Raw genomic sequence first — 17,386 nt, 5'->3', positions numbered from 1 at the left:
TAAGAATGCCCGGATGGACCTGGGCAGTGCGGCCACCGCGACCGGCGCCGAATGGATCGGGTGCGTGCCGCACGAGGCACTCGACCGGGGCGCCCGCCCCCAGCTGCCCCATGACGACCCGTTCTACGACGCACCGACCGGATTCCAGCACGCCGAGCCGGGCACCGTGTTGCGCAGCCGCGATGTCGAGGTGGCGTTTCTCGGCCTGATCCCGCAGCAGGTGCGGGCCGTGCAGCTGCTGTACCGGACCACCGACATGAAGGGCAGGCCGGACGCCGCCGCCACCACCGTGTTGCTGCCGGCCGACCGGGACCTGGCCGGCTCGGCGCCACTGATCTCCTATCAGTGCGCCATCGACGCCATCACCTCCCGATGCTTCCCGTCCTATGCCCTGCGCCGTCGCGCCGTGGCCCCCGGCGCGGTACCTCAGTTCGAGCTTCTTCTCATCGCCGCCGCGATCGCCGAGGGCTGGGCGGTGTCGGTGCCCGATCACGAGGGCCGCGCCGGCAGTTGGGGCACCCCGTACGAGCCGGGCTACCGCATCCTCGACGGGTTGCGCGCGGCGCTCGGCTCCGAACGCCTCGACCTGTCACCCGACGCGCCGATCGGCCTGTGGGGCTACTCGGGCGGCGGGCTGGCCACCGCCTGGGCGGCCGAGATGAGCGGCAGCTACGCGCCCGAACTGAACATCGTCGGGGCCGTCCTCGGCTCGCCCGTCGGCGATCTGGGCCACACCTTCCGGCGGCTCAACGGCACCTTCGCCTCGGCACTGCCGGCCCTGGTGGTCGCCGCGCTGGCCGACGTCTATCCCGGGCTGCGCCGCATCATCGACGAGCACGCCAACGCCGACGGGCATGAACTGCTCGAGCGGCTGCACCACATGACCACCGTGGAGGCCGTGCTGCGGCTGATGCGCACCGACATGGGCGACATGCTGGACCAGCCGCTGGAACAGATCCTGGCCACCCCGGAGGTGCGGCACGTCTTCGACGAGATCAAGCTCGGCGCCGCCGTGCCCAGCCCGCCGGTGCTGATCATCCAGGCCGTGCACGACGAGATCATCTCGGTCGGCGGCATCGACGAACTGGCCGACACCTACGCCTCGGGCGGGGCCAGCGTCACCTATCACCGGGACATGCTCAGCGAACACCTGCTGCTCCATCCGATGTCGGCCCCGATGGCGCTGCGGTGGCTTGCCGATCGATTCGCCGGCCGACCGCTCGATGCCAACATCCGCCGCACCAAGTGGCCCACACTGCTGAACCCGTCGACCTACCGAGGCATGGCAAGGCTGGCGGTCATCACCGCGAAAGTGCTGACCGGACAACGTATTCGACATCTTCCCCTGTCGGTTTTCGACCGCTGACACCCGGCGCCCGGCGCCGACCCACGCTGTGAATTCCTCTCAGCAACCGCCTGCGAAATACCTGCGAAATTGCTGTGCGACCGGCACTATGTCGAAGGCATCCGCCGGACGACGGTGGTCGAGCAAACAGGGAGTCAACCGATGACAGGCAGACTGACGGGAATCACCGCGAAGACGGCCGCGACCGCCGCGGCCGGCGCCATGGCCCTGGCGGGCACCGCGGCGATCGCGGTGCAGCAGGCCGAGCCGGCACCGGCCCCACGTGCCGCCCAGTCGATCTCCGCGCCGGCCTCCCTCGCCCGGCTGGCCACCCCGACCACACTGCTGGCGGCCGTCACCCAGACCTATGCGGCCGAGCCGAGCGCGATCCCGCCGATCAGCCTGCCGGTCGGCAACGACACCACGCTGGTCTTGATCCCGCTGGCCGTGCCGGGCTCGTCCCAGCACCGGACCGCCCTGTCAGCGCCGGACACCGGTAACCCCCTGACCACCCGGCGCTCGGCGCCGGCCACGGCCACGGCCACGGCCACCGGTGACGCACCTACCGGTGTCGCGCCCGCCGGCGCGGCCACGCTGGCCACCACCGTCAGCCTCGCCGACCTGCCGGGCGCGATCGCCGGGGTGCTGGGTGATATCGGCGGCAACATCCCGATCGTCGCGGTGTTCGTCCGCAACGGCACCGCCGCCAACCCGGACGCCGGCCTGCTGATCGGCAACGGCTACAACGTGACCGCCGAGGGCGTCAACGGCGGGCGCGGCGGTCTGCTGCTGGGCAACGGCGGTAGCGGTGGGCTGTACGGCAACGGCGGCGCGAGCGGGCTGATCGGCAACGGTGGCGCCGGCGGCGCCGGTGGCGGTGACGGCGGCGCGGCCGGGCTGTTGATCGGCAACGGTGGCCGCGGTGGCGACGGTGCCGGGCTGAATCCGGATGGCGGCAACGGCGGGCGCGGTGGCTTCCTGGGCGACGGCGGTCGCGGCGGCGACGGTGACAACACGGTCGGCCTGGAGAACGCCGGCCATGGCGGCAACGGCGGGGCCGGTGGTTTGATCGCGGGCAACGGCGGCCGCGGCGGCGACGGCGCGGACGCCACCGGTCTCAATGCGGTCGGCGGGAACGGCGGAAACGGCGGCACGGCAGGAACTCTCGGCGCCGGTGGCAGCGGCGGCACCGGCGGTGACGCGCAGGGTGTCAGCGGGGTCGGCGGCAGCACCGCCACCGGCGGGCGCGGCGGTGACGGCGCCCAGTCGTTGTACGCACCGGGTAACGGTGGCCGTGGCGGTGACGCCTACACGCCGGAGTCGGACTCGGCGGACGACACCGCCACCGGCGGTGCCGGCGGGCGCGGCGGCGTGGTCGAGATCGGCGTGGGCGGCACCGGCGGCGCCGGGGGCAACGGCTACGCCGGCGCGGGCCAAGGGACCGGCGGGACCGGCGGCACCGGTGGTGACAACGCCATCGCCGGAAACGGCGGGCGCGGCGGCGCCGGCGGCGCGGGCACGTCGGGCACCGGCACGGGCACCGGCGGGACCGGTGGCGGCGGCGGGACCAGCGGCATTGTCGGCGGCGGGGGCCGCGGCGGGGACGGCGGCACCGGCACCCACACGTCGTCCGGCGGCACCTCGGCAGGCGGCCAGGGCGGTACGGGCGGCAACGGCCGCGGCGTCCTCACCCCCGGCGGCCGCGGCGGCAATGGCGGTAACGGTATCTCCGACACGGGTTCGGCCACCGGGGCCGGCGGGTCCGGCGGCCGCGGCGGCAACGGCAACCTCGGTGGGTCCGGTGGCCGCGGCGGCAACGGCGGTTCCGCCGACGGCAGCGGCGGCCAGGGCGGCAGCCCGGGCGGCGGCAGCGGCAGCCCCGGCGGTTCGACGGTCTAGCGGCCGCGCGCAGGCGGCCCGGTCACGGTTGGCCGGGCTGCACCTGCGCCAGTGTCGGCAGGTTCCAGACCGCCCCCTGCTCGCGGTCGAAGCTCATCGGCTTGTACCGCAGCAGGCCGCTGCCCGGGTAGGGGGTGTACTCGCCGAACCACACCTCACCGTCCACGGCGTACAGGTCGACCCGGATGAAATCCCAGTCGGCCCCGAGGGTGCTGGCGATGTGCATCATCTTGTCCAGCTCTGCGGGGCGCTCCTCGTCGGCGACGGGCTGGATACGCCACCGCACCGGCAGCCGGCGCCAGTCCGCGTCCAGGAAGGTGGCGGTCTGCACGCCGGCGAACCGGCCGCGGTTCACCTGGATCAGCTCGATGCGTCCCTCGAAGACGAAGAATTTGTAGTCGACGGGCGGCTGGCCGTCCGGGGTGAGGATCTTCTCCTCCAGCAGCAGCCGCGGCCGGGCCTGGCTGTAACCCCATTCGCCGAGTTCCAGCGGAGTCTCGTCGAACCAGTGCTCGGTCCGCTCCAGCAGGGCCGCCAGATCGGTGTGCGGGTCCGGTCCGAACACCGCATGCCCGCTGCTGTGGTTGGGCTTGAGCACCCACGGCGGCAGCTCGCCGAGCTCGGGGGCATCACGCAGATCGGTACCCGACCAGTAGGTGGCCGGGATGCGCAGGTCGGCACCCGGGTAGGCGTCGCGCGCCATCTCCTTCATCCACATCTTGTCGCAGGCCTTGACGATCCGGTCGCGCCGGTCGTTGAACAGCCGCCAGTTCACCTTCTCGTTGAAGGTTTTGGGGTCGGTGAAGTTGCCCGGCCTGCGGATCATCATGAGATACAGAGCATGGCGCAGCAGCGGTAGCGGTAACGCCGCGATCATCCGGCGGCGCGGGGACCGCAGCCACGTCGGGGTCTCCTTGTAGGTCAGCAACGGCATCGGATCACGCCTGGCTGGTGAGATAACCGCCGCGCCGGAAGAATTTGTCCCCGCTGTGTTCGGCGCCGTCGGCGGAGCGCACCTTGGTCACCACCAGGCCTCGGTTGCCGCCCAGGTACGCCTGCGGGCCGCACACCACGGCACCGCCGTCCTCCTGCACGATCACCCGGCCCGCCGTTCCGCCGTAACGGATCTCGGACACCTTGGCTTCCAGAATCTCGATCCGCTCACCGCGGTAGAACGTGAACGGGCGCGGATAGGGCTCGGACAGCGCGCGCACCAACCGCTCGAGCGCCTCGGCCGGCCAGTTCCAGTCGACCAGGCTGTCGCGCTCGGAGCGCTTGTGGAAGTAGGTGCGCTCGGCCTTGTTCTGCGGCCGCCATTGCGCGGTCCCGGATTCCAGCGCGCCGAGCGCTTCCTTCAGGGCGCCTGGGATCAACGCGATACCGCGCTCGACGAGTTCGGTTCCGGTGTCGGTGGGACCGATCGGCAGGGCGTGCTGCACCAGGATGTCCCCCGTGTCGAGGTCCTTGTCCATCCGGTGGATCGTCAGCCCGATCTGTGACTCGCCACTGATCAGGGCCCACAGCACCGGCGAGAAACCGGTGCCCTTCGGCAGCAGGGAGTCGTGCAGGTTGAGCGTCCCGTGTGGCGGCAGCTCGTACAGTTCCGGCGGCATCCAGGTGTACCAGCTGTTGACCACGATCACATCGGGCTCGGCCCGCTTGACCAGGTCGATGGTCTCGTTGTCGACGCGCTCGGTGAGGTGCACCGGGATGCCGAGTTCGTGCGCGAGTTCCTCGACCGAATCGGAGAAGATGCCCTTGTAGGCGTCGTCGCTGGCCGGGTGGGTGACGGCGAGCGCAACCTCGTGCCCGAGATCGACCAACGCCTGGAGCGTCTGCACGCCCCACGTCTGGAAACCGAACGACACGATGCGCATGACCAAACCCTCACTCAGATACTTTTTCGTGGCTGCAATTTGCTGACATTCAGCTGTGAGCCTGTTGAATGTATCTGCGGCGGCGCGCTTTGTGGGGGCTACGTTTGCGGGATCCGCGGCCCGGCGGGATATTCCACCGGCGGCCAGGCACCGAGGTCGTCACGCGGGGTGGACAGCGCGGTGAAGGTGTAGACCAGTGCGGCCACCGCGGCGGGCAGCACGATGGTCGCGGCGATCTGGAACGCGCCGTGGCCGAAGAACACCGCGGGCGCCTCGGTCACGTAGTGGATGCGGTGCTCCGGGGTGACCGGTGCCGCGCCGATATCGACGACGCCGTAGCGCCAGCGCACCAGCACCGCCCCGATGCCGGCGGCGGCGCCGGCGGCGCCGGCGGCACCCAGGGTCAGCGCGGCCAGCAGCACGGGCCCCCGATGCGCGCGCCACTGCCACACCAGCACCGCAGCCACCACCGCCAGGCCGGAGAGCATGCCGACCAGGAGGAACTCGCCGAGGAAGAAGTTGTCGGACTCGTTACCCAGGTAGGCCGTGGTCCTGTTGCCGCTCTTGGTCAGCGCGATCACGCCGTGGATCGGCGGCGCCAGCCAGGCCCACAGCGCACCGATCAGCAGACCGCTGCACGCCACCCCGACAAAGACGCGCAGCGCTGCGGACAGTCGCGAAACCTTGGGGGTACCAACGATATCCGCCTGCAGAACGGTCATCGCCTGGTGTCCAGATCCTTGGAATCGACCTGTCCGTGGCGCGAGCATTTGGCCCACCAGCCGTCGGGTCGGACCTGCACGATCATCCGGCGGCCACAGTCGGCGCAGAACCGGGGCGGCTCCAGACCGAGCTGGGCGGCGGTCGGCACGGTGCTGCCGGCCGGGCCCCCGGTGTAGACGTTGTACACCCCGGCCCCGACGGGCGCGGGCAACACCGGAACTTCGTCTGTCATCACCACCCGTTTCTACAGGGTGGCGTTGAGGGCCTTGATCGGCATCTGCAGATCGTCGAGCAGTTCGAGGTCGGACTCGGCGGGTCGGCCCAGCGTCGTCAGGTAATTACCGACGATGACGGCGTTGATGCCACCGAGGATGCCCTGCTTGGCGCCGAGGTCGCCGAGGGTGATCTCGCGGCCGCCGGCGAACCGCAGCATGGTGCGTGGCAGGGCCAGCCGGAAGGCGGCGACCGCCCGCAGGGCGTCGGCGGCCGGCAGCACTTCGAGGTCGCCGAACGGGGTGCCCGGGCGCGGGTTGAGGAAGTTCAGCGGTACCTCGTGCGGGTTCAGCTCGGCCAGGTTGGCGGCGAACTCGGCGCGCTGTTCCAGCGTCTCGCCCATGCCGAGGATGCCACCGCAGCAGACCTCCATGCCGGCCTCGCGCACCATCTCCAGCGTGCTCCAGCGCTCCTCCCAGGAGTGCGTGGTGACGACGTTCGGGAAGTACGACTGGGCGGTTTCCAGGTTGTGGTTGTAGCGGTGCACACCCATCTCTTTGAGGCGGTCCACCTGCTCCTGGTTGAGCATGCCCAGCGAGCAGGCGATCTGGATGTCGACCTCGTTACGGATCGCTTCGATACCCGCGGCCACCTGGGCCAGCAACCGCTCGTCGGGGCCGCGCACCGCCGCGACGATGCAGAACTCGGTGGCGCCGGTCTTCGCGGTCTGCTTGGCCGCCTCGACCAGGCTCGGGATGTCCAGCCACGCGCTGCGCACCGGCGAGGCGAAAAGGCCGGACTGCGAACAGAAGTGGCAGTCCTCGGGGCAGCCGCCGGTCTTGAGGCTGATGATGCCCTCGACCTCGACCTCGGGTCCGCACCACTTCATCCGGACCTCGTGGGCCAGGGCCAGCAGCTCGTCGAGCTGGTCGTCGGGCAGCTGCAGCACCTGCAGGGTCTGGTCCTGATCGAGACCGACGCCGCGTTCGAGTACCTGCTCACGTGCCTGAACCAGAATGTCGCTCACCGGTACATCTCCCTAACAGTCCGACAACCCCTACCTGACTTGAACACCGTTCAGGTTAGAGTAACGGTGTGCAGCTGCACAAACGTGACGTAGTCGATGCCGCGACGGCGATCCTGGACAACTTCGGGATGGCCGACCTCACCATGCGCCGGCTGGCGCGCGAACTCACCGTCAGCCCGGGCGCCCTGTACTGGCACTTCGCCAACAAACAGGAACTCCTGGGTGCGGTGGCCGATCGGATCCTGGAACCCGCGCTGGACCGGTCCGCCGCGACCGGCTGGCGTGAGCAGATCACCGGCGGATGCCACCGGCTGCGCGACGCGCTGCTCTCGCACACCGACGGCGCCGAACTGGTGTCGGCCAGTTTCGCCGCCGGGCAATCGGCCGCCATGACCGAGATCGTCACCCGGCTTGCCGCTGCCGCCGATGCCGCGGGCGTCGCCGCCGCCGACACCGAACTGGCCGCCCGCACCGTCGTCTACTACGTGCTCGGCTTCACCGCCGACGAGCAATCCCGGCTGCAGTGGGACGCCGCGGGCGCCACCCTGCCCGACGGCCAGTCCGTTCTGACCGCCGAACCGTCCCGCCGGTTCGCGTTCGGTCTCACCATCGTCATCGACGGCCTTGCCGCGCAAGGTGATTCGGCACTATCCCATGCCGTTGGCGACGACATCGCGCAACGCCGCCCGGGCTGACGGCTCCCCCGTCACCGCCACCGACCCGCCGCGCGTCCACGCCCACAGCGCGAGATCACGCACGGGCGCGGTGATCGTCACCGTCGGCCGGCCACCCGATGCCCGCACGGCCCGCGGCGCGCTGCGGCCCGACGGCGCACTCCACCGCCCGACCTCGACCAACCAGTGCGCGTCGGCATCGGAGGCGACGAACTCCGCGACGGCCGACGGTTCATAGCTCGCGCCGTCGGGCAGCCAGCCCCACATCACGTCGACGGCGTGGTCGACGGCTCCGGCAGCGACGTCCGCGGCGATGGACCCGACCGGCAGACCCGCGGTCAGTTCGGCGTCGACACGGTGCATGGTCGCCTCGTAGGTCTGCATCCGGCGGGTGAAGCCGACGGTCTGGTCCGGCTTCCACCACGACCACCGCGGTTCGGCGTCGTCGAGGCGGTCGAGCTGCGCCAGCAATGCCTCGGTGCTCTGTTCGCGCAGCGCGAGCAGCTCGCCGACATCGGTCGGCCGCGGCGGTTTGGCCGCCTCGACGGCGCCGATATCGGCATCGGCCCTGGCACCACCCGCCAGCACCTGCGCCCAGAACCAGTGCACCTCGGTGAGATGCCACAGCAGGTCCAGCGCATTCCAGTCCGGGCAGGTCGGGCAGGTCGCCTCGGGTGCCGTGGCGGCCAGCACCTCGGCCAGTCGCCGGGATTCGGCGCGGATGATCGCTGCGCGGTCCATGCTCCAAGCATGGCAGAGGGCCTTGACTTTCCCGGCCGGAAAGTGAAGCCTTCTTTCCACACCGGAAAGTGGGGAGGCGCCGTGGACGACATCACGCCCGAGGGGGCCCGCAACGCACTGGAGACCGCCGACCACGCGCGGCGCCGAGTGGCCGCCGAGATCGGCCTGCCGCGCGGCTATTGGTGGGCGATGGCCGTCGCGTGGGTGACACTCGGTGTGCTCGGCGACCTCGGCCCGCGCTGGCTGGCCACCATCGCGACGATCGCGTTCGCCCTCGGGCACAGCACGGTGGCCTCGCGGCTGCTCAGTGGCCGGCACCGGTCGGACCGGGTGCAGGTCAGCGCCGCCACCGCGGGCCCGCGGGTGCCACTGGTGGTGATCGGGATCCTGCTGAGCCTGGTCGCCCTGACCGTCGCGGCCGGTTTCGCGCTGCACGCCGACGGTGTCCGGCATGCCGGAACATGGGCCGCGATCCTGGCCGCGGCGGTGGTCGGGTTCGGCGGGCCGGAGATCCTGCGGGTGACCCGCCGGTGGGCGCATGCCTGACGCCGCGCGTTTCGACGACCTGATCCACCCCAGCACCCGGCTGACCTTGGTGGCCACCCTGGACGCCGCCGACTGGGCCGAATTCGGTTATCTGAAGGACCATCTCGGGTTGTCCGACTCGGCGCTGTCCAAACAACTGGCCGTCCTGGAGGACGCCGGCTACCTGCACACCGAACGCCGGCTCGAGGGCAGCAGGCACAAGCTGCGGGCCCGGCTCACCGACGCCGGGCGCGACGCCTATCGCGGTCACATCGCCGCGCTGAACGCCATCGTGTCCGGGCGCCTGCGGGAACCGCTCAGCTGAGCGCGTATTCGGTCTTGGTGTCGCCGTCCCAGCGCCGCAGCCGCACGAACGTCGCGTCCAGATCATCGCCCGCCAGCGGCAGCGCCCGTTCCAGTTGCGCAGCGTGCAACCTGCGGGCCAAGGTGACGTGTGGGGTCCAGCTGCCGGGGCAGGCATGCGGGAAAGGGCCAGTAGTCATGTGCGGCAAACATATTCGATGGATACGTGCCTGCAGTTCGAGCAACTCCGCTGACGGCACGACCAGACGCGCCAGCACGAACGGCTCATGTCCGAACACGACAGGGGCGCCGATCCGGCACGGCAGCGGCAGCATCGTCGCCGCTACCGCGGTCAGTTCGGCGTCCACGGCAGCGGAGATGGCCGCCGCCACCGCCACCGTGACGTGCGGACGGTTGCTCGGCCCGCGGTGGGCAGCCTGGCTGCGGATACCCACGTCGGTGAGCGCATCCCAGCGGTCACGGATCGTCCGGTCGGTGTCGGCGTCCAGGAGCAGTTCCACCGAGTGGGCCATGGCTACCGCAGGCTCGTGATCCAGCCCGGGTCGAAAGCGGCGGCGCTGATCGCGGCGAAATCGCCGGCACGCGCGGCTCCGGCCGGCAACACGGCACGCACGGGCGCCAGCCGAGCCAGCGCCTCCCGGTTGCCCTGTTCGGCCACCCCGGGATCGGCCGGCCAGCTCCCGATGACCAGTCCAGCACACGGAATGCCATGAGCGGCAAGAGATTCCAGCGTCAGCGCGGTGTGGTTCAAGGTGCCCAGCCCGGGTGCGACGACCAGCAGCACCGGAGCATCGAGGTCGACGGCGAGATCGCGCAGCGTCACCCCGGCCGACCCCAGCTCGACCAGCAACCCGCCGGCCCCCTCGACCAGGGTCAGCCGGCCCGGGGCATCGACCGCCCGCACCGACGCGACCAGCTCGGCCCTGGTGGGCAACGGCAGGCCCGCTCGCGTCGCCGCGGCCACCGGCGCCAACGGCTCGGGATAACGCCAGCCGCCGTGCAGGGCGGTGACACCGGCCAGCCGGCCGACCTCCCCCAGGTCGTCGTCGCCGTTGGCGGTCCCTGTCTGCACCGGCTTGCACACCGCCACGTCCAGCCCGGCCTGCCGGGCCGCACCGGCCAGCGCCGCGGTGGTCACCGTCTTGCCGACACCGGTGTCGGTGCCGGTCACCAACAGCACGCTCATCGCGACCTCATCGAGCCGACGCCAGCACGTCGGTCAGCACCTCGCGGGCCAACTGCATCTCGTCGGCGGACAGCGACGCCCGCGCGGTCAGCCGCAGCCGGGAGGTGCCGGCGGGCACGCTCGGCGGCCGGAAACAGCCGACCCGCACGCCACGGTCCAGGCAGGCCGCCGCGGCGGCGACGGCCACCTCGGGCTCGCCGAGGATCACCGACACCACCGCCGAGGTGGGGTCGTCGGGCACATCGCACATCCGGGCCAGTTCGGTCGCGCGGGCCAGCACCGCGGCCGCCCGCTGCGGCTCGGCGATCAGCACGCGCAGTGCGGCCAGGGCCGCTCCGACGGCGGCCGGCGCCAACCCGGTGTCGAAGATGAACGGGCGGGCGGCGTCGATCAGGTGCGCCCGCACCGCCTCCGGGCCGAGCACCACCCCGCCCTGCGAGCCGAGCGCCTTGGACAGCGTCGTCGTCATCACCACGTCGGGAGCACCGGCCAGCCCGGTCTCGAACAGCAGACCCTGGCCACCGGTGCCGCGCACCCCGATCCCGTGCGCCTCGTCGACGAACAGCAACGCGCCGTGCCTGCGGCACACCTCGTGCAACTCGCGCAGCGGGGCCAGCACACCGTCGGCGGAGAAGACCGACTCGGTGACCACCACCGCCCGCTGCTCGGTCCGCTCGGCCAGCGCCGCTTCGACGGCGGCCACGTCCCGGTGCGGGGCGATGGTGACCCGGGCCCGGGACAGCCGGCACGCGTCCACCAGCGACGCGTGGGACAACGCGTCGGACACGATCAGCGACCCCGGCCCCGACAGGGCGACCAGGGCACCGAGATTGGCGGTGTAGCCCGACGAGAACACCAGTGCCGATTCGGCGCCGGTGAAGCGGGCCAGTTCGGTCTCGAACTCCTCGTGCAGCTCGGTGTTGCCGGTGACCAGGCGGGAGCCACCCGCGCCAGCCCCCCAGGTGCGCAACGCCTGCACCCCGCCGTCGAGCACGGCGGGATGCTGGGACAACCCGAGGTAGTCGTTGGAGGCCAGGTCCAGTTCGGCGCCGACCGGCGGGCGAACCCGCAGCGCGCGGCGCAGCCCGGCGGAGCGGCGCTGCTGCTCGACCTCGGCGAGCCAGGCCAGCGGCGAAAGACCGGTGCGGGTCACGGTGCGACCACCTCCTGAACGGTGTTCAATTCCCGCTCAGACTAGCGCACGCGCCACCGCCACCATCGCCGCACCGATCTGCGCGACCTCGTCCGGGGTGCAGATGAACGGCGGCATCGCGTAGACCAGCCGGCCGAACGGCCGCAGCCATACCCCGCACCGCAACGCCGCCTCGGTGGCCACCGCCATGTCCACCGGCTCGGCCATCTCGATCACCCCGATCGCCCCCAGCACCCGGACGTCGGCCACCCCCGACAGTTCCCGCGCCGGTTCCAGCCCGGCGCGCAGACCGGCCTCGATCGCGCGGACCTGCGCGGGCCAGTCACTGCTGCGCAGCAGCTCCACCGAGGCCACCGACACCGCGCACGCCAGCGCGTTGGCCATGAACGTCGGGCCGTGCATCAACGTCCCCGGCTCGCCGGTGCTGATGGTGTGTGCCACCTCCGCCGTGCACAACGTGGCGGCCAGGGTGACGTATCCGCCGGTGAGGGCCTTACCCACGCACATGATGTCCGGGCTGACCCCGGCGTGATCGGCGGCGAACAGCGCGCCGGTGCGCCCGAAACCGGTCGCGATCTCGTCGAAGATGAGCAGCACGCCGTGCCGGTCACAGGCGGCGCGCAGATCGGCCAGATACCGGGGATCGTGGAAACGCATGCCGCCGGCGCCCTGCACCACGGGTTCGACGATGACGGCGGCCAGCTCGCCGGCATGCTCGGCCAGCTGAGCCTCGAACGCCGCGCTGTAGCCCGGGTCGTAGTCCGACGGCACCTGCGGGGCGAACACCTGCGGGGTCAGCACATCGGTCCACAGCTCGTGCATGCCGCCGTCGGGGTCACACACGCTCATCGGGGTGAACGTGTCACCGTGATAGCCACCCCGCCAGGTCATCAGCCGGTGCTTGGCCGGCCGGCCGCGGCTGCGCCAGTACTGCAGGGCCATCTTGGCCGCCACCTCGACGGCCACCGAGCCCGAATCGCTGAAGAACACCGTCTCCAACCCGGCCGGGGTGATCTCGACCAGCAGCTGCGCCAGCCGGGCGGCGGGCTCGTGGGTGAGCCCGCCGAACATGACGTGGTTCATGGTGGCCAGCTGCGCGGTGATGGCCGCGTCGAGCGCCGGGTGACCGTGCCCGTGCACCGCCGTCCACCACGAGCTCATCGCGTCCAGCGCCTGGATCCGGGCGCCGTCGTGCACCAGCGTCAGCCAGGCGCCCTTGGCACCGACTGCGACCACGGGCGGCAGCGCCTCGGCGCCGATGGTGCTGTAGGGGTGCCAGACATGCGCGGCGTCGATGGCGCTGATCTCGTCGGGTGTCAACGCGGGCATGGGATCCGACACTATCGCTTTGCTCACAGACGACGCGGCGGCGCCCGTGACCTGAGGTATCCAGGGTTCTTGGGTAGATTGAGTCACCGACCATGAAGACCCCAACCACCAGCCGGACCGCCTCCGGTGCCGCCGACCGCGCCGAAATGGGTACCCGCACATCGGGTTTCTACCGGCACGACCTGGATGGGTTGCGCGGGGTGGCGATCGCTCTGGTGGCGGTGTTCCACGTCTGGTTCGGGCGGGTTTCCGGTGGTGTCGACGTGTTCCTCGCCCTGTCCGGATTCTTCTTCGGCGGCCGGCTGCTGCGCATGGCGCTGCGGCCCGGCGCGGCGCTGCGGCCGGTGCCCGAGGTCGTCCGGCTGGTGCGGCGGCTGCTGCCCGCACTGGTGGTGGTGCTGGCCGCCGCCGCGGTGCTGACCATCCTGGTGCAGCCGGAAACCCGCTGGGAGACGTTTGCTGACCAGAGCCTGGCAAGCCTGGGCTACTTCCAGAACTGGGAGTTGGCCGACACCGCCGCCAACTACCTCCGCGCCGGTGAGGCCGTCAGCCCGCTGCAGCACATCTGGTCGATGTCGGTGCAGGGCCAGTTCTACATCGCGTTCCTGGCGCTGGTGTTCGGGTTCGCTTATCTGTTGCGCAACCGGCTGGGGCGGCACCTGCGGGCCGCGTTCATCGTCCTCATCGCGGCGTTGGCCGTCGCCTCCTTCGTGTACGCGATCATCGCGCACAACACCGATCAGGCCACCGCGTATTACAACAGCTTCGCCCGCGGCTGGGAGCTGCTCGCCGGCGTCCTGGCCGGTGCCCTGGTGCCGCGGGTGCACTGGCCCAGTTGGCTGCGCACGATGATCGCCACCGTGGCGCTGGTCGCGATCGTCGGTTGCGGTGCCGTCATCGACGGGGTGCGGGAGTTCCCCGGCCCGTGGGCGCTGGTGCCCGTCGGTGCCACCGTGCTGTTCATCCTGTCGGCGGCCAACCGCGGTGACGCGCCGCTGCCCGCACCCAACCGGCTGCTGGCCACCAAGCCGTTCGTGTCGCTGGGGTCGATGGCGTACGCGCTGTATCTGTGGCACTGGCCACTGCTGATCTTCTGGCTGGCCTACAGCGGCGGCGCGCACGCCGGCCTGGTGGACGGTTCCGTCGTGCTGCTGGTGTCCGGGGTGCTGGCCTGGCTGACCACCCGGTATGTGGAGACGCCGCTGCGCTACCGGGCGCCGGTGGCCCGCACCGCCCCGGTCGTGCCGTGGCGCGCCCGGCTGCGCCGCCCGACGATCGCGCTCGGCTCGGTGGTCACCCTGCTGGGGGTGGCGCTGACGGCGACGTCGTTCACCTGGCGGGAACACGTCACCGTGCAGCGGGCCAGCGGCAAGGAACTGTCCGGGCTCTCGGCCCGCGACTACCCGGGCGCGCGGGCGCTGCTCAACCATGCCAAGGTGCCCAAACTGCCGATGCGGCCCACCGTGCTGGAGGCCAAGAACGACCTGCCGGAAACCACCGACGACGGCTGTATCGCCGACTTCGACAGCGTCGACATCCTCAACTGCACCTACGGCGACAAGGACGCCACCCGGACCGTCGCGTTGGCCGGCGGCTCACACGCCGAACACTGGATCACCGCGCTGGACCTGCTCGGCCGGCTGCACCACTTCAAGATCGTCACCTACCTGAAGATGGGTTGCCCGCTGACCACCGAGGAGAACCCCCTCGTCATGGGCGACAACCGGCCCTACCCCAACTGCCGGGAGTGGAACCAGAAGGTGATGCCCAAACTGCTCGCCGACCATCCCGACTACGTGTTCACCACCTCGACCCGGCCGTGGAACATCAAGGACGGTGACGTGATGCCCGGCTTCTACATCGGCATCTGGCAGCAGTTCGCCGACGCCGGGATCGACGTGCTGGCGATGCGGGACACCCCGTGGCTGGTGCGCAACGGCAAACCGTACTTCGCCGCCGACTGCCTGGCCGACGGTGGGGACGCCATCTCCTGCGGCATGAAGCGCTCTGCGGTACTGTCCGACCACAACCCCACCCTGGATTTCGTAGGAAGGTTTCCCAACCTCAAGCCACTCGACATGAGCGACGCCGTGTGCCGGCCCGACGTGTGTCGAGTTGTGGAGGGAAATGTGTTGATGTATCACGATTCTCACCATCTATCGACCACCTACATGCGCACCATGACGAACGAGTTGGGACGCCAGATGGCGGCCGCGACGGGGTGGTGGTGACATGGTGAACGCGGTGTGGCCGGGAACCGCCTACCCGCTCGGGGCGACCTATGACGGTGCGGGCACCAACTTCTCGCTGTTCTCCGAGGTGGCCGACAAGGTCGACCTGTGTCTGATCGCCAAGGACGGCACCGAGGAACGCATCCCGCTCGAGGAGGTCGACGGGTATGTGTGGCACGCGTACCTGCCCACCGTCAGCCCGGGCCAGCGCTACGGTTTCCGGGTGCACGGGCCGTGGGACCCGGCCGCCGGGCACCGCTGCGATCCGAGCAAACTGCTGCTGGACCCCTACGGCAAGTCGTTCCACGGTGACTTCGACTTCAGCCAGGCACTGTTCTCCTACGACCTGAGCGCCGAGGACCCGGGGGTTCCCGGCCCGCTGCCCGGCGTGGACTCGCTGGGCCACACCATGACCAGCGTGGTGATCAACCCGTTCTTCAACTGGGGGTCCGATCGCGCACCCAAGACGCCCTATCACGAGACGGTCATCTACGAGGCCCACGTCAAGGGCATGACGCAGCGGCATCCCGGCGTTCCCGAGGAGCAGCGCGGCACCTACGCCGGGCTGGCGCATCCGGCGATCATCGACCACCTCAAATCGCTGAACGTCACCGCCATCGAACTGATGCCGGTGCACCAGTTCCTGCACGATCACCGGCTGCTCGACCTCGGACTGCGAAACTACTGGGGCTACAACACTTTCGGCTTCCTGGCACCGCACTACCAGTATGCGGCCAACCAGCATGCCGGCGGCGCCGTCGCGGAGTTCAAGGCCATGGTGCGCTCCTTCCACGAGGCAGGGATCGAGGTCATCCTCGATGTGGTCTACAACCACACCGCCGAGGGCAATCATCTCGGGCCCACCATCAACTTCCGCGGTATCGACAACGCCGCCTACTACCGGCTGCTCGACGGTCAGCCGCAGTACTACAAGGACTTCACCGGCACCGGCAACAGCCTCAACGCCCGGCACCCGCACACCCTGCAGCTGATCATGGACTCGTTGCGGTACTGGGTGCTGGACATGCACGTCGACGGTTTCCGGTTCGACCTGGCCTCCACCCTGGCCCGCGAGTTCTACGACGTCGACCGCCTCAGCGCGTTCTTCGACCTGGTGCAGCAGGACCCGGTGATCAGCCAGGTGAAACTGATCGCCGAACCGTGGGACATCGGCGAGGGCGGCTATCAAGTCGGCAACTTCCCAGGTTTATGGACCGAGTGGAACGGGAAATATCGCGACACTGTGCGCGATTACTGGCGGGGCGAGCCCGCAACCCTGGGTGAGTTCGCCTCCCGGCTGACCGGTTCCTCGGACCTCTACGAGGCGACCGGACGGCGCCCGGGCGCGAGCATCAACTTCGTCACCTGCCACGACGGCTTCACGCTGAACGACCTGGTGTCCTACAACGAGAAGCACAACGAGGCCAACGGCGAGGACAACCGTGACGGCGAAAGCCACAACCGGTCGTGGAACTGCGGGGTGGAGGGTCCCACCGACGACCCGGACATCCTTGAGCTGCGCCACCGGCAGATGCGCAACATCCTGGGCACGTTGATGGTGTCCCAGGGCACCCCGATGATCAGCCACGGCGACGAGATCGGCCGCACCCAGGGCGGCAACAACAACGCCTACTGCCAGGACTCCGAGCTCTCGTGGGTGGACTGGTCGATGTGCGAGACCAATGCCGACCTGCTGAACTTCACCCGCAAGGTGGTGGCGCTGCGCAAGGACCACCCGGTGTTCCGGCGGCGCCGATTCTTTGCGGGCACACCGATCCGCACCGCCGAGCAGGAACGCGATATCGCCTGGCTGACACCGGCCGGGACCGAGATGACGCCGGAAGACTGGGGTTCGGGCTTCGGCAAGAGCATCGCGGTGTTCCTCAACGGCGATGCCATCCCGGAGCCCAATGCCCGCGGCGAACGGGTCACCGACGACTCATTCCTGTTGTGCTTCAACGCCCATGACGAGGCGCTGGATTTCGTGCTGCCCGCCGAGGCCTATGCCGAGCAGTGGACCGCGGTGCTGGACACCGCCGACCCGGAGGGCACCAACGACCTGGCCGCCGCGGCGGGAGAGAAGATCTCGCTGCGGCCGCGTTCCCTGCTGGTGTTGCAGAAGACGAGCTGAGCGGGCTC

At 70.3% G+C, this 17,386-nt stretch carries 17 protein-coding genes; 7 read left to right on the top strand and 10 right to left on the bottom strand.

The features are described from left to right. The first annotated feature begins 13 nt into the window (after positions 1 to 13). Positions 14 to 1,366 (top strand): lipase family protein, encoded by a 1,353-nt coding sequence (locus BN977_RS16955; protein ID WP_036399788.1) that lies wholly within the window; start codon positions 14 to 16, stop codon positions 1,364 to 1,366. Between the two features lie 141 nt (positions 1,367 to 1,507). Then, a complete protein-coding gene (locus BN977_RS33505) occupies positions 1,508 to 3,244 on the top strand; it encodes a hypothetical protein (RefSeq protein ID WP_051561601.1) in 1,737 nt (578 codons plus the stop codon). A gap of 22 nt (positions 3,245 to 3,266) precedes the next feature. On the opposite strand, the gene BN977_RS16945 is transcribed toward BN977_RS33505, so the two are convergent. From BN977_RS16945 to bioB, 5 genes are all read right to left on the bottom strand, one after another. Next, positions 3,267 to 4,178 (bottom strand): ATP-grasp fold amidoligase family protein, encoded by a 912-nt coding sequence (locus BN977_RS16945; protein WP_036399785.1) that lies wholly within the window; start codon positions 4,176 to 4,178, stop codon positions 3,267 to 3,269. A 4-nt stretch (positions 4,179 to 4,182) separates the two neighbouring features. After that, complete coding sequence (locus BN977_RS16940) at positions 4,183 to 5,121, bottom strand: methionyl-tRNA formyltransferase (RefSeq protein WP_024453999.1); 939 nt, start codon at positions 5,119 to 5,121, stop codon at positions 4,183 to 4,185. A 98-nt stretch (positions 5,122 to 5,219) separates the two neighbouring features. After that, complete coding sequence (locus BN977_RS16935; RefSeq protein WP_036399782.1) at positions 5,220 to 5,843, bottom strand: DUF2567 domain-containing protein; 624 nt, start codon at positions 5,841 to 5,843, stop codon at positions 5,220 to 5,222. Continuing rightward, entirely contained in the window at positions 5,840 to 6,076 is a 237-nt protein-coding gene (gene bsaP / locus BN977_RS16930) for a biotin synthase auxiliary protein BsaP (protein WP_024453998.1), read from the bottom strand. The genes BN977_RS16935 and bsaP overlap by 4 nt, the downstream gene beginning before the upstream one ends. 12 nt (positions 6,077 to 6,088) lie before the next feature. Continuing rightward, positions 6,089 to 7,084, bottom strand: a complete 996-nt coding sequence (bioB, locus tag BN977_RS16925) for a biotin synthase BioB (RefSeq protein ID WP_024453997.1) — start codon at positions 7,082 to 7,084, stop codon at positions 6,089 to 6,091. A 68-nt stretch (positions 7,085 to 7,152) separates the two neighbouring features. Between bioB and BN977_RS16920 the strand changes: the two genes are divergently transcribed. Beyond that, positions 7,153 to 7,779 (top strand): TetR/AcrR family transcriptional regulator C-terminal domain-containing protein, encoded by a 627-nt coding sequence (locus tag BN977_RS16920; protein WP_036399779.1) that lies wholly within the window; start codon positions 7,153 to 7,155, stop codon positions 7,777 to 7,779. Here the strand turns inward: BN977_RS16920 and BN977_RS16915 are convergent. Next, on the bottom strand, positions 7,732 to 8,499 hold the full coding sequence (locus BN977_RS16915) for a maleylpyruvate isomerase family mycothiol-dependent enzyme (RefSeq protein ID WP_036399777.1): 768 nt from the start codon (positions 8,497 to 8,499) through the stop codon (positions 7,732 to 7,734). The two genes, BN977_RS16920 and BN977_RS16915, sit on opposite strands and share 48 nt — an antisense overlap. A gap of 81 nt (positions 8,500 to 8,580) precedes the next feature. Here BN977_RS16915 and BN977_RS16910 point away from each other — a divergent pair, with 81 nt between their 5' ends. After that, on the top strand, positions 8,581 to 9,045 hold the full coding sequence (locus BN977_RS16910; RefSeq protein ID WP_036399775.1) for a hypothetical protein: 465 nt from the start codon (positions 8,581 to 8,583) through the stop codon (positions 9,043 to 9,045). Next, the gene (locus BN977_RS16905; RefSeq protein ID WP_036399773.1) at positions 9,038 to 9,349 is read left to right on the top strand and encodes a transcriptional regulator; all 312 of its coding nucleotides are present in this window, start codon (positions 9,038 to 9,040) and stop codon (positions 9,347 to 9,349) included. Before BN977_RS16910 ends, BN977_RS16905 begins: the two co-directional genes overlap by 8 nt. On the opposite strand, the gene BN977_RS16900 is transcribed toward BN977_RS16905, so the two are convergent. Genes BN977_RS16900 through BN977_RS16885 form a run of 4 tightly spaced genes read right to left on the bottom strand, consistent with a single transcriptional unit; the run spans position 9,342 to position 13,016 of the window. Then, on the bottom strand, positions 9,342 to 9,860 hold the full coding sequence (locus tag BN977_RS16900; RefSeq protein ID WP_036399770.1) for a 2'-5' RNA ligase family protein: 519 nt from the start codon (positions 9,858 to 9,860) through the stop codon (positions 9,342 to 9,344). The two genes, BN977_RS16905 and BN977_RS16900, sit on opposite strands and share 8 nt — an antisense overlap. 2 nt (positions 9,861 to 9,862) lie before the next feature. Beyond that, a complete protein-coding gene (gene bioD, locus BN977_RS16895; protein WP_036399767.1) occupies positions 9,863 to 10,534 on the bottom strand; it encodes a dethiobiotin synthase in 672 nt (223 codons plus the stop codon). 7 nt (positions 10,535 to 10,541) lie between these two features. Next, entirely contained in the window at positions 10,542 to 11,687 is a 1,146-nt protein-coding gene (locus BN977_RS16890; protein WP_036399764.1) for an 8-amino-7-oxononanoate synthase, read from the bottom strand. A gap of 36 nt (positions 11,688 to 11,723) precedes the next feature. After that, positions 11,724 to 13,016, bottom strand: coding sequence for an adenosylmethionine--8-amino-7-oxononanoate transaminase (locus BN977_RS16885; RefSeq protein WP_036399762.1), 1,293 nt, complete (start codon positions 13,014 to 13,016; stop codon positions 11,724 to 11,726). A 92-nt stretch (positions 13,017 to 13,108) separates the two neighbouring features. Here BN977_RS16885 and BN977_RS16880 point away from each other — a divergent pair, with 92 nt between their 5' ends. Both BN977_RS16880 and glgX read left to right on the top strand, forming a co-directional pair. Continuing rightward, on the top strand, positions 13,109 to 15,247 hold the full coding sequence (locus tag BN977_RS16880; protein WP_024453988.1) for an acetyltransferase SucT: 2,139 nt from the start codon (positions 13,109 to 13,111) through the stop codon (positions 15,245 to 15,247). A 1-nt stretch (position 15,248) separates the two neighbouring features. Next, positions 15,249 to 17,378: a glycogen debranching protein GlgX gene (gene glgX, locus BN977_RS16875; protein ID WP_036399760.1), complete on the top strand. Its 2,130-nt coding sequence runs from the start codon at positions 15,249 to 15,251 to the stop codon at positions 17,376 to 17,378. Positions 17,379 to 17,386 lie beyond the last annotated feature (8 nt).

The organism is Mycolicibacterium cosmeticum (genome assembly GCF_000613185.1).
GTDB lineage: Bacteria > Actinomycetota > Actinomycetes > Mycobacteriales > Mycobacteriaceae > Mycobacterium > Mycobacterium cosmeticum.
Note: the sequence above shows the minus strand (reverse complement) of the source record. Positions and strands in the feature narration are given on the sequence as shown.

Bases quoted from the DNA above. Each gene is read 5' to 3' on its own strand.
- BN977_RS16955 (WP_036399788.1), top strand. From the start codon at position 14: ATGGACCTGGGCAGTGCGGCCACCGCGACCGGCGCCGAATGGATCGGG.
- BN977_RS33505 (WP_051561601.1), top strand. From the start codon at position 1,508: ATGACAGGCAGACTGACGGGAATCACCGCGAAGACGGCCGCGACCGCC.
- BN977_RS16945 (WP_036399785.1), bottom strand. From the start codon at position 4,178: ATGCCGTTGCTGACCTACAAGGAGACCCCGACGTGGCTGCGGTCCCCG.
- BN977_RS16940 (WP_024453999.1), bottom strand. From the start codon at position 5,121: ATGCGCATCGTGTCGTTCGGTTTCCAGACGTGGGGCGTGCAGACGCTC.
- BN977_RS16935 (WP_036399782.1), bottom strand. From the start codon at position 5,843: ATGACCGTTCTGCAGGCGGATATCGTTGGTACCCCCAAGGTTTCGCGA.
- bsaP (WP_024453998.1), bottom strand. From the start codon at position 6,076: ATGACAGACGAAGTTCCGGTGTTGCCCGCGCCCGTCGGGGCCGGGGTG.
- BN977_RS16915 (WP_036399777.1), bottom strand. From the start codon at position 8,499: ATGGACCGCGCAGCGATCATCCGCGCCGAATCCCGGCGACTGGCCGAG.
- BN977_RS16905 (WP_036399773.1), top strand. From the start codon at position 9,038: ATGCCTGACGCCGCGCGTTTCGACGACCTGATCCACCCCAGCACCCGG.
- BN977_RS16900 (WP_036399770.1), bottom strand. From the start codon at position 9,860: ATGGCCCACTCGGTGGAACTGCTCCTGGACGCCGACACCGACCGGACG.
- bioD (WP_036399767.1), bottom strand. From the start codon at position 10,534: ATGAGCGTGCTGTTGGTGACCGGCACCGACACCGGTGTCGGCAAGACG.
- BN977_RS16885 (WP_036399762.1), bottom strand. From the start codon at position 13,016: ATGCCCGCGTTGACACCCGACGAGATCAGCGCCATCGACGCCGCGCAT.
- BN977_RS16880 (WP_024453988.1), top strand. From the start codon at position 13,109: ATGAAGACCCCAACCACCAGCCGGACCGCCTCCGGTGCCGCCGACCGC.
- glgX (WP_036399760.1), top strand. From the start codon at position 15,249: ATGGTGAACGCGGTGTGGCCGGGAACCGCCTACCCGCTCGGGGCGACC.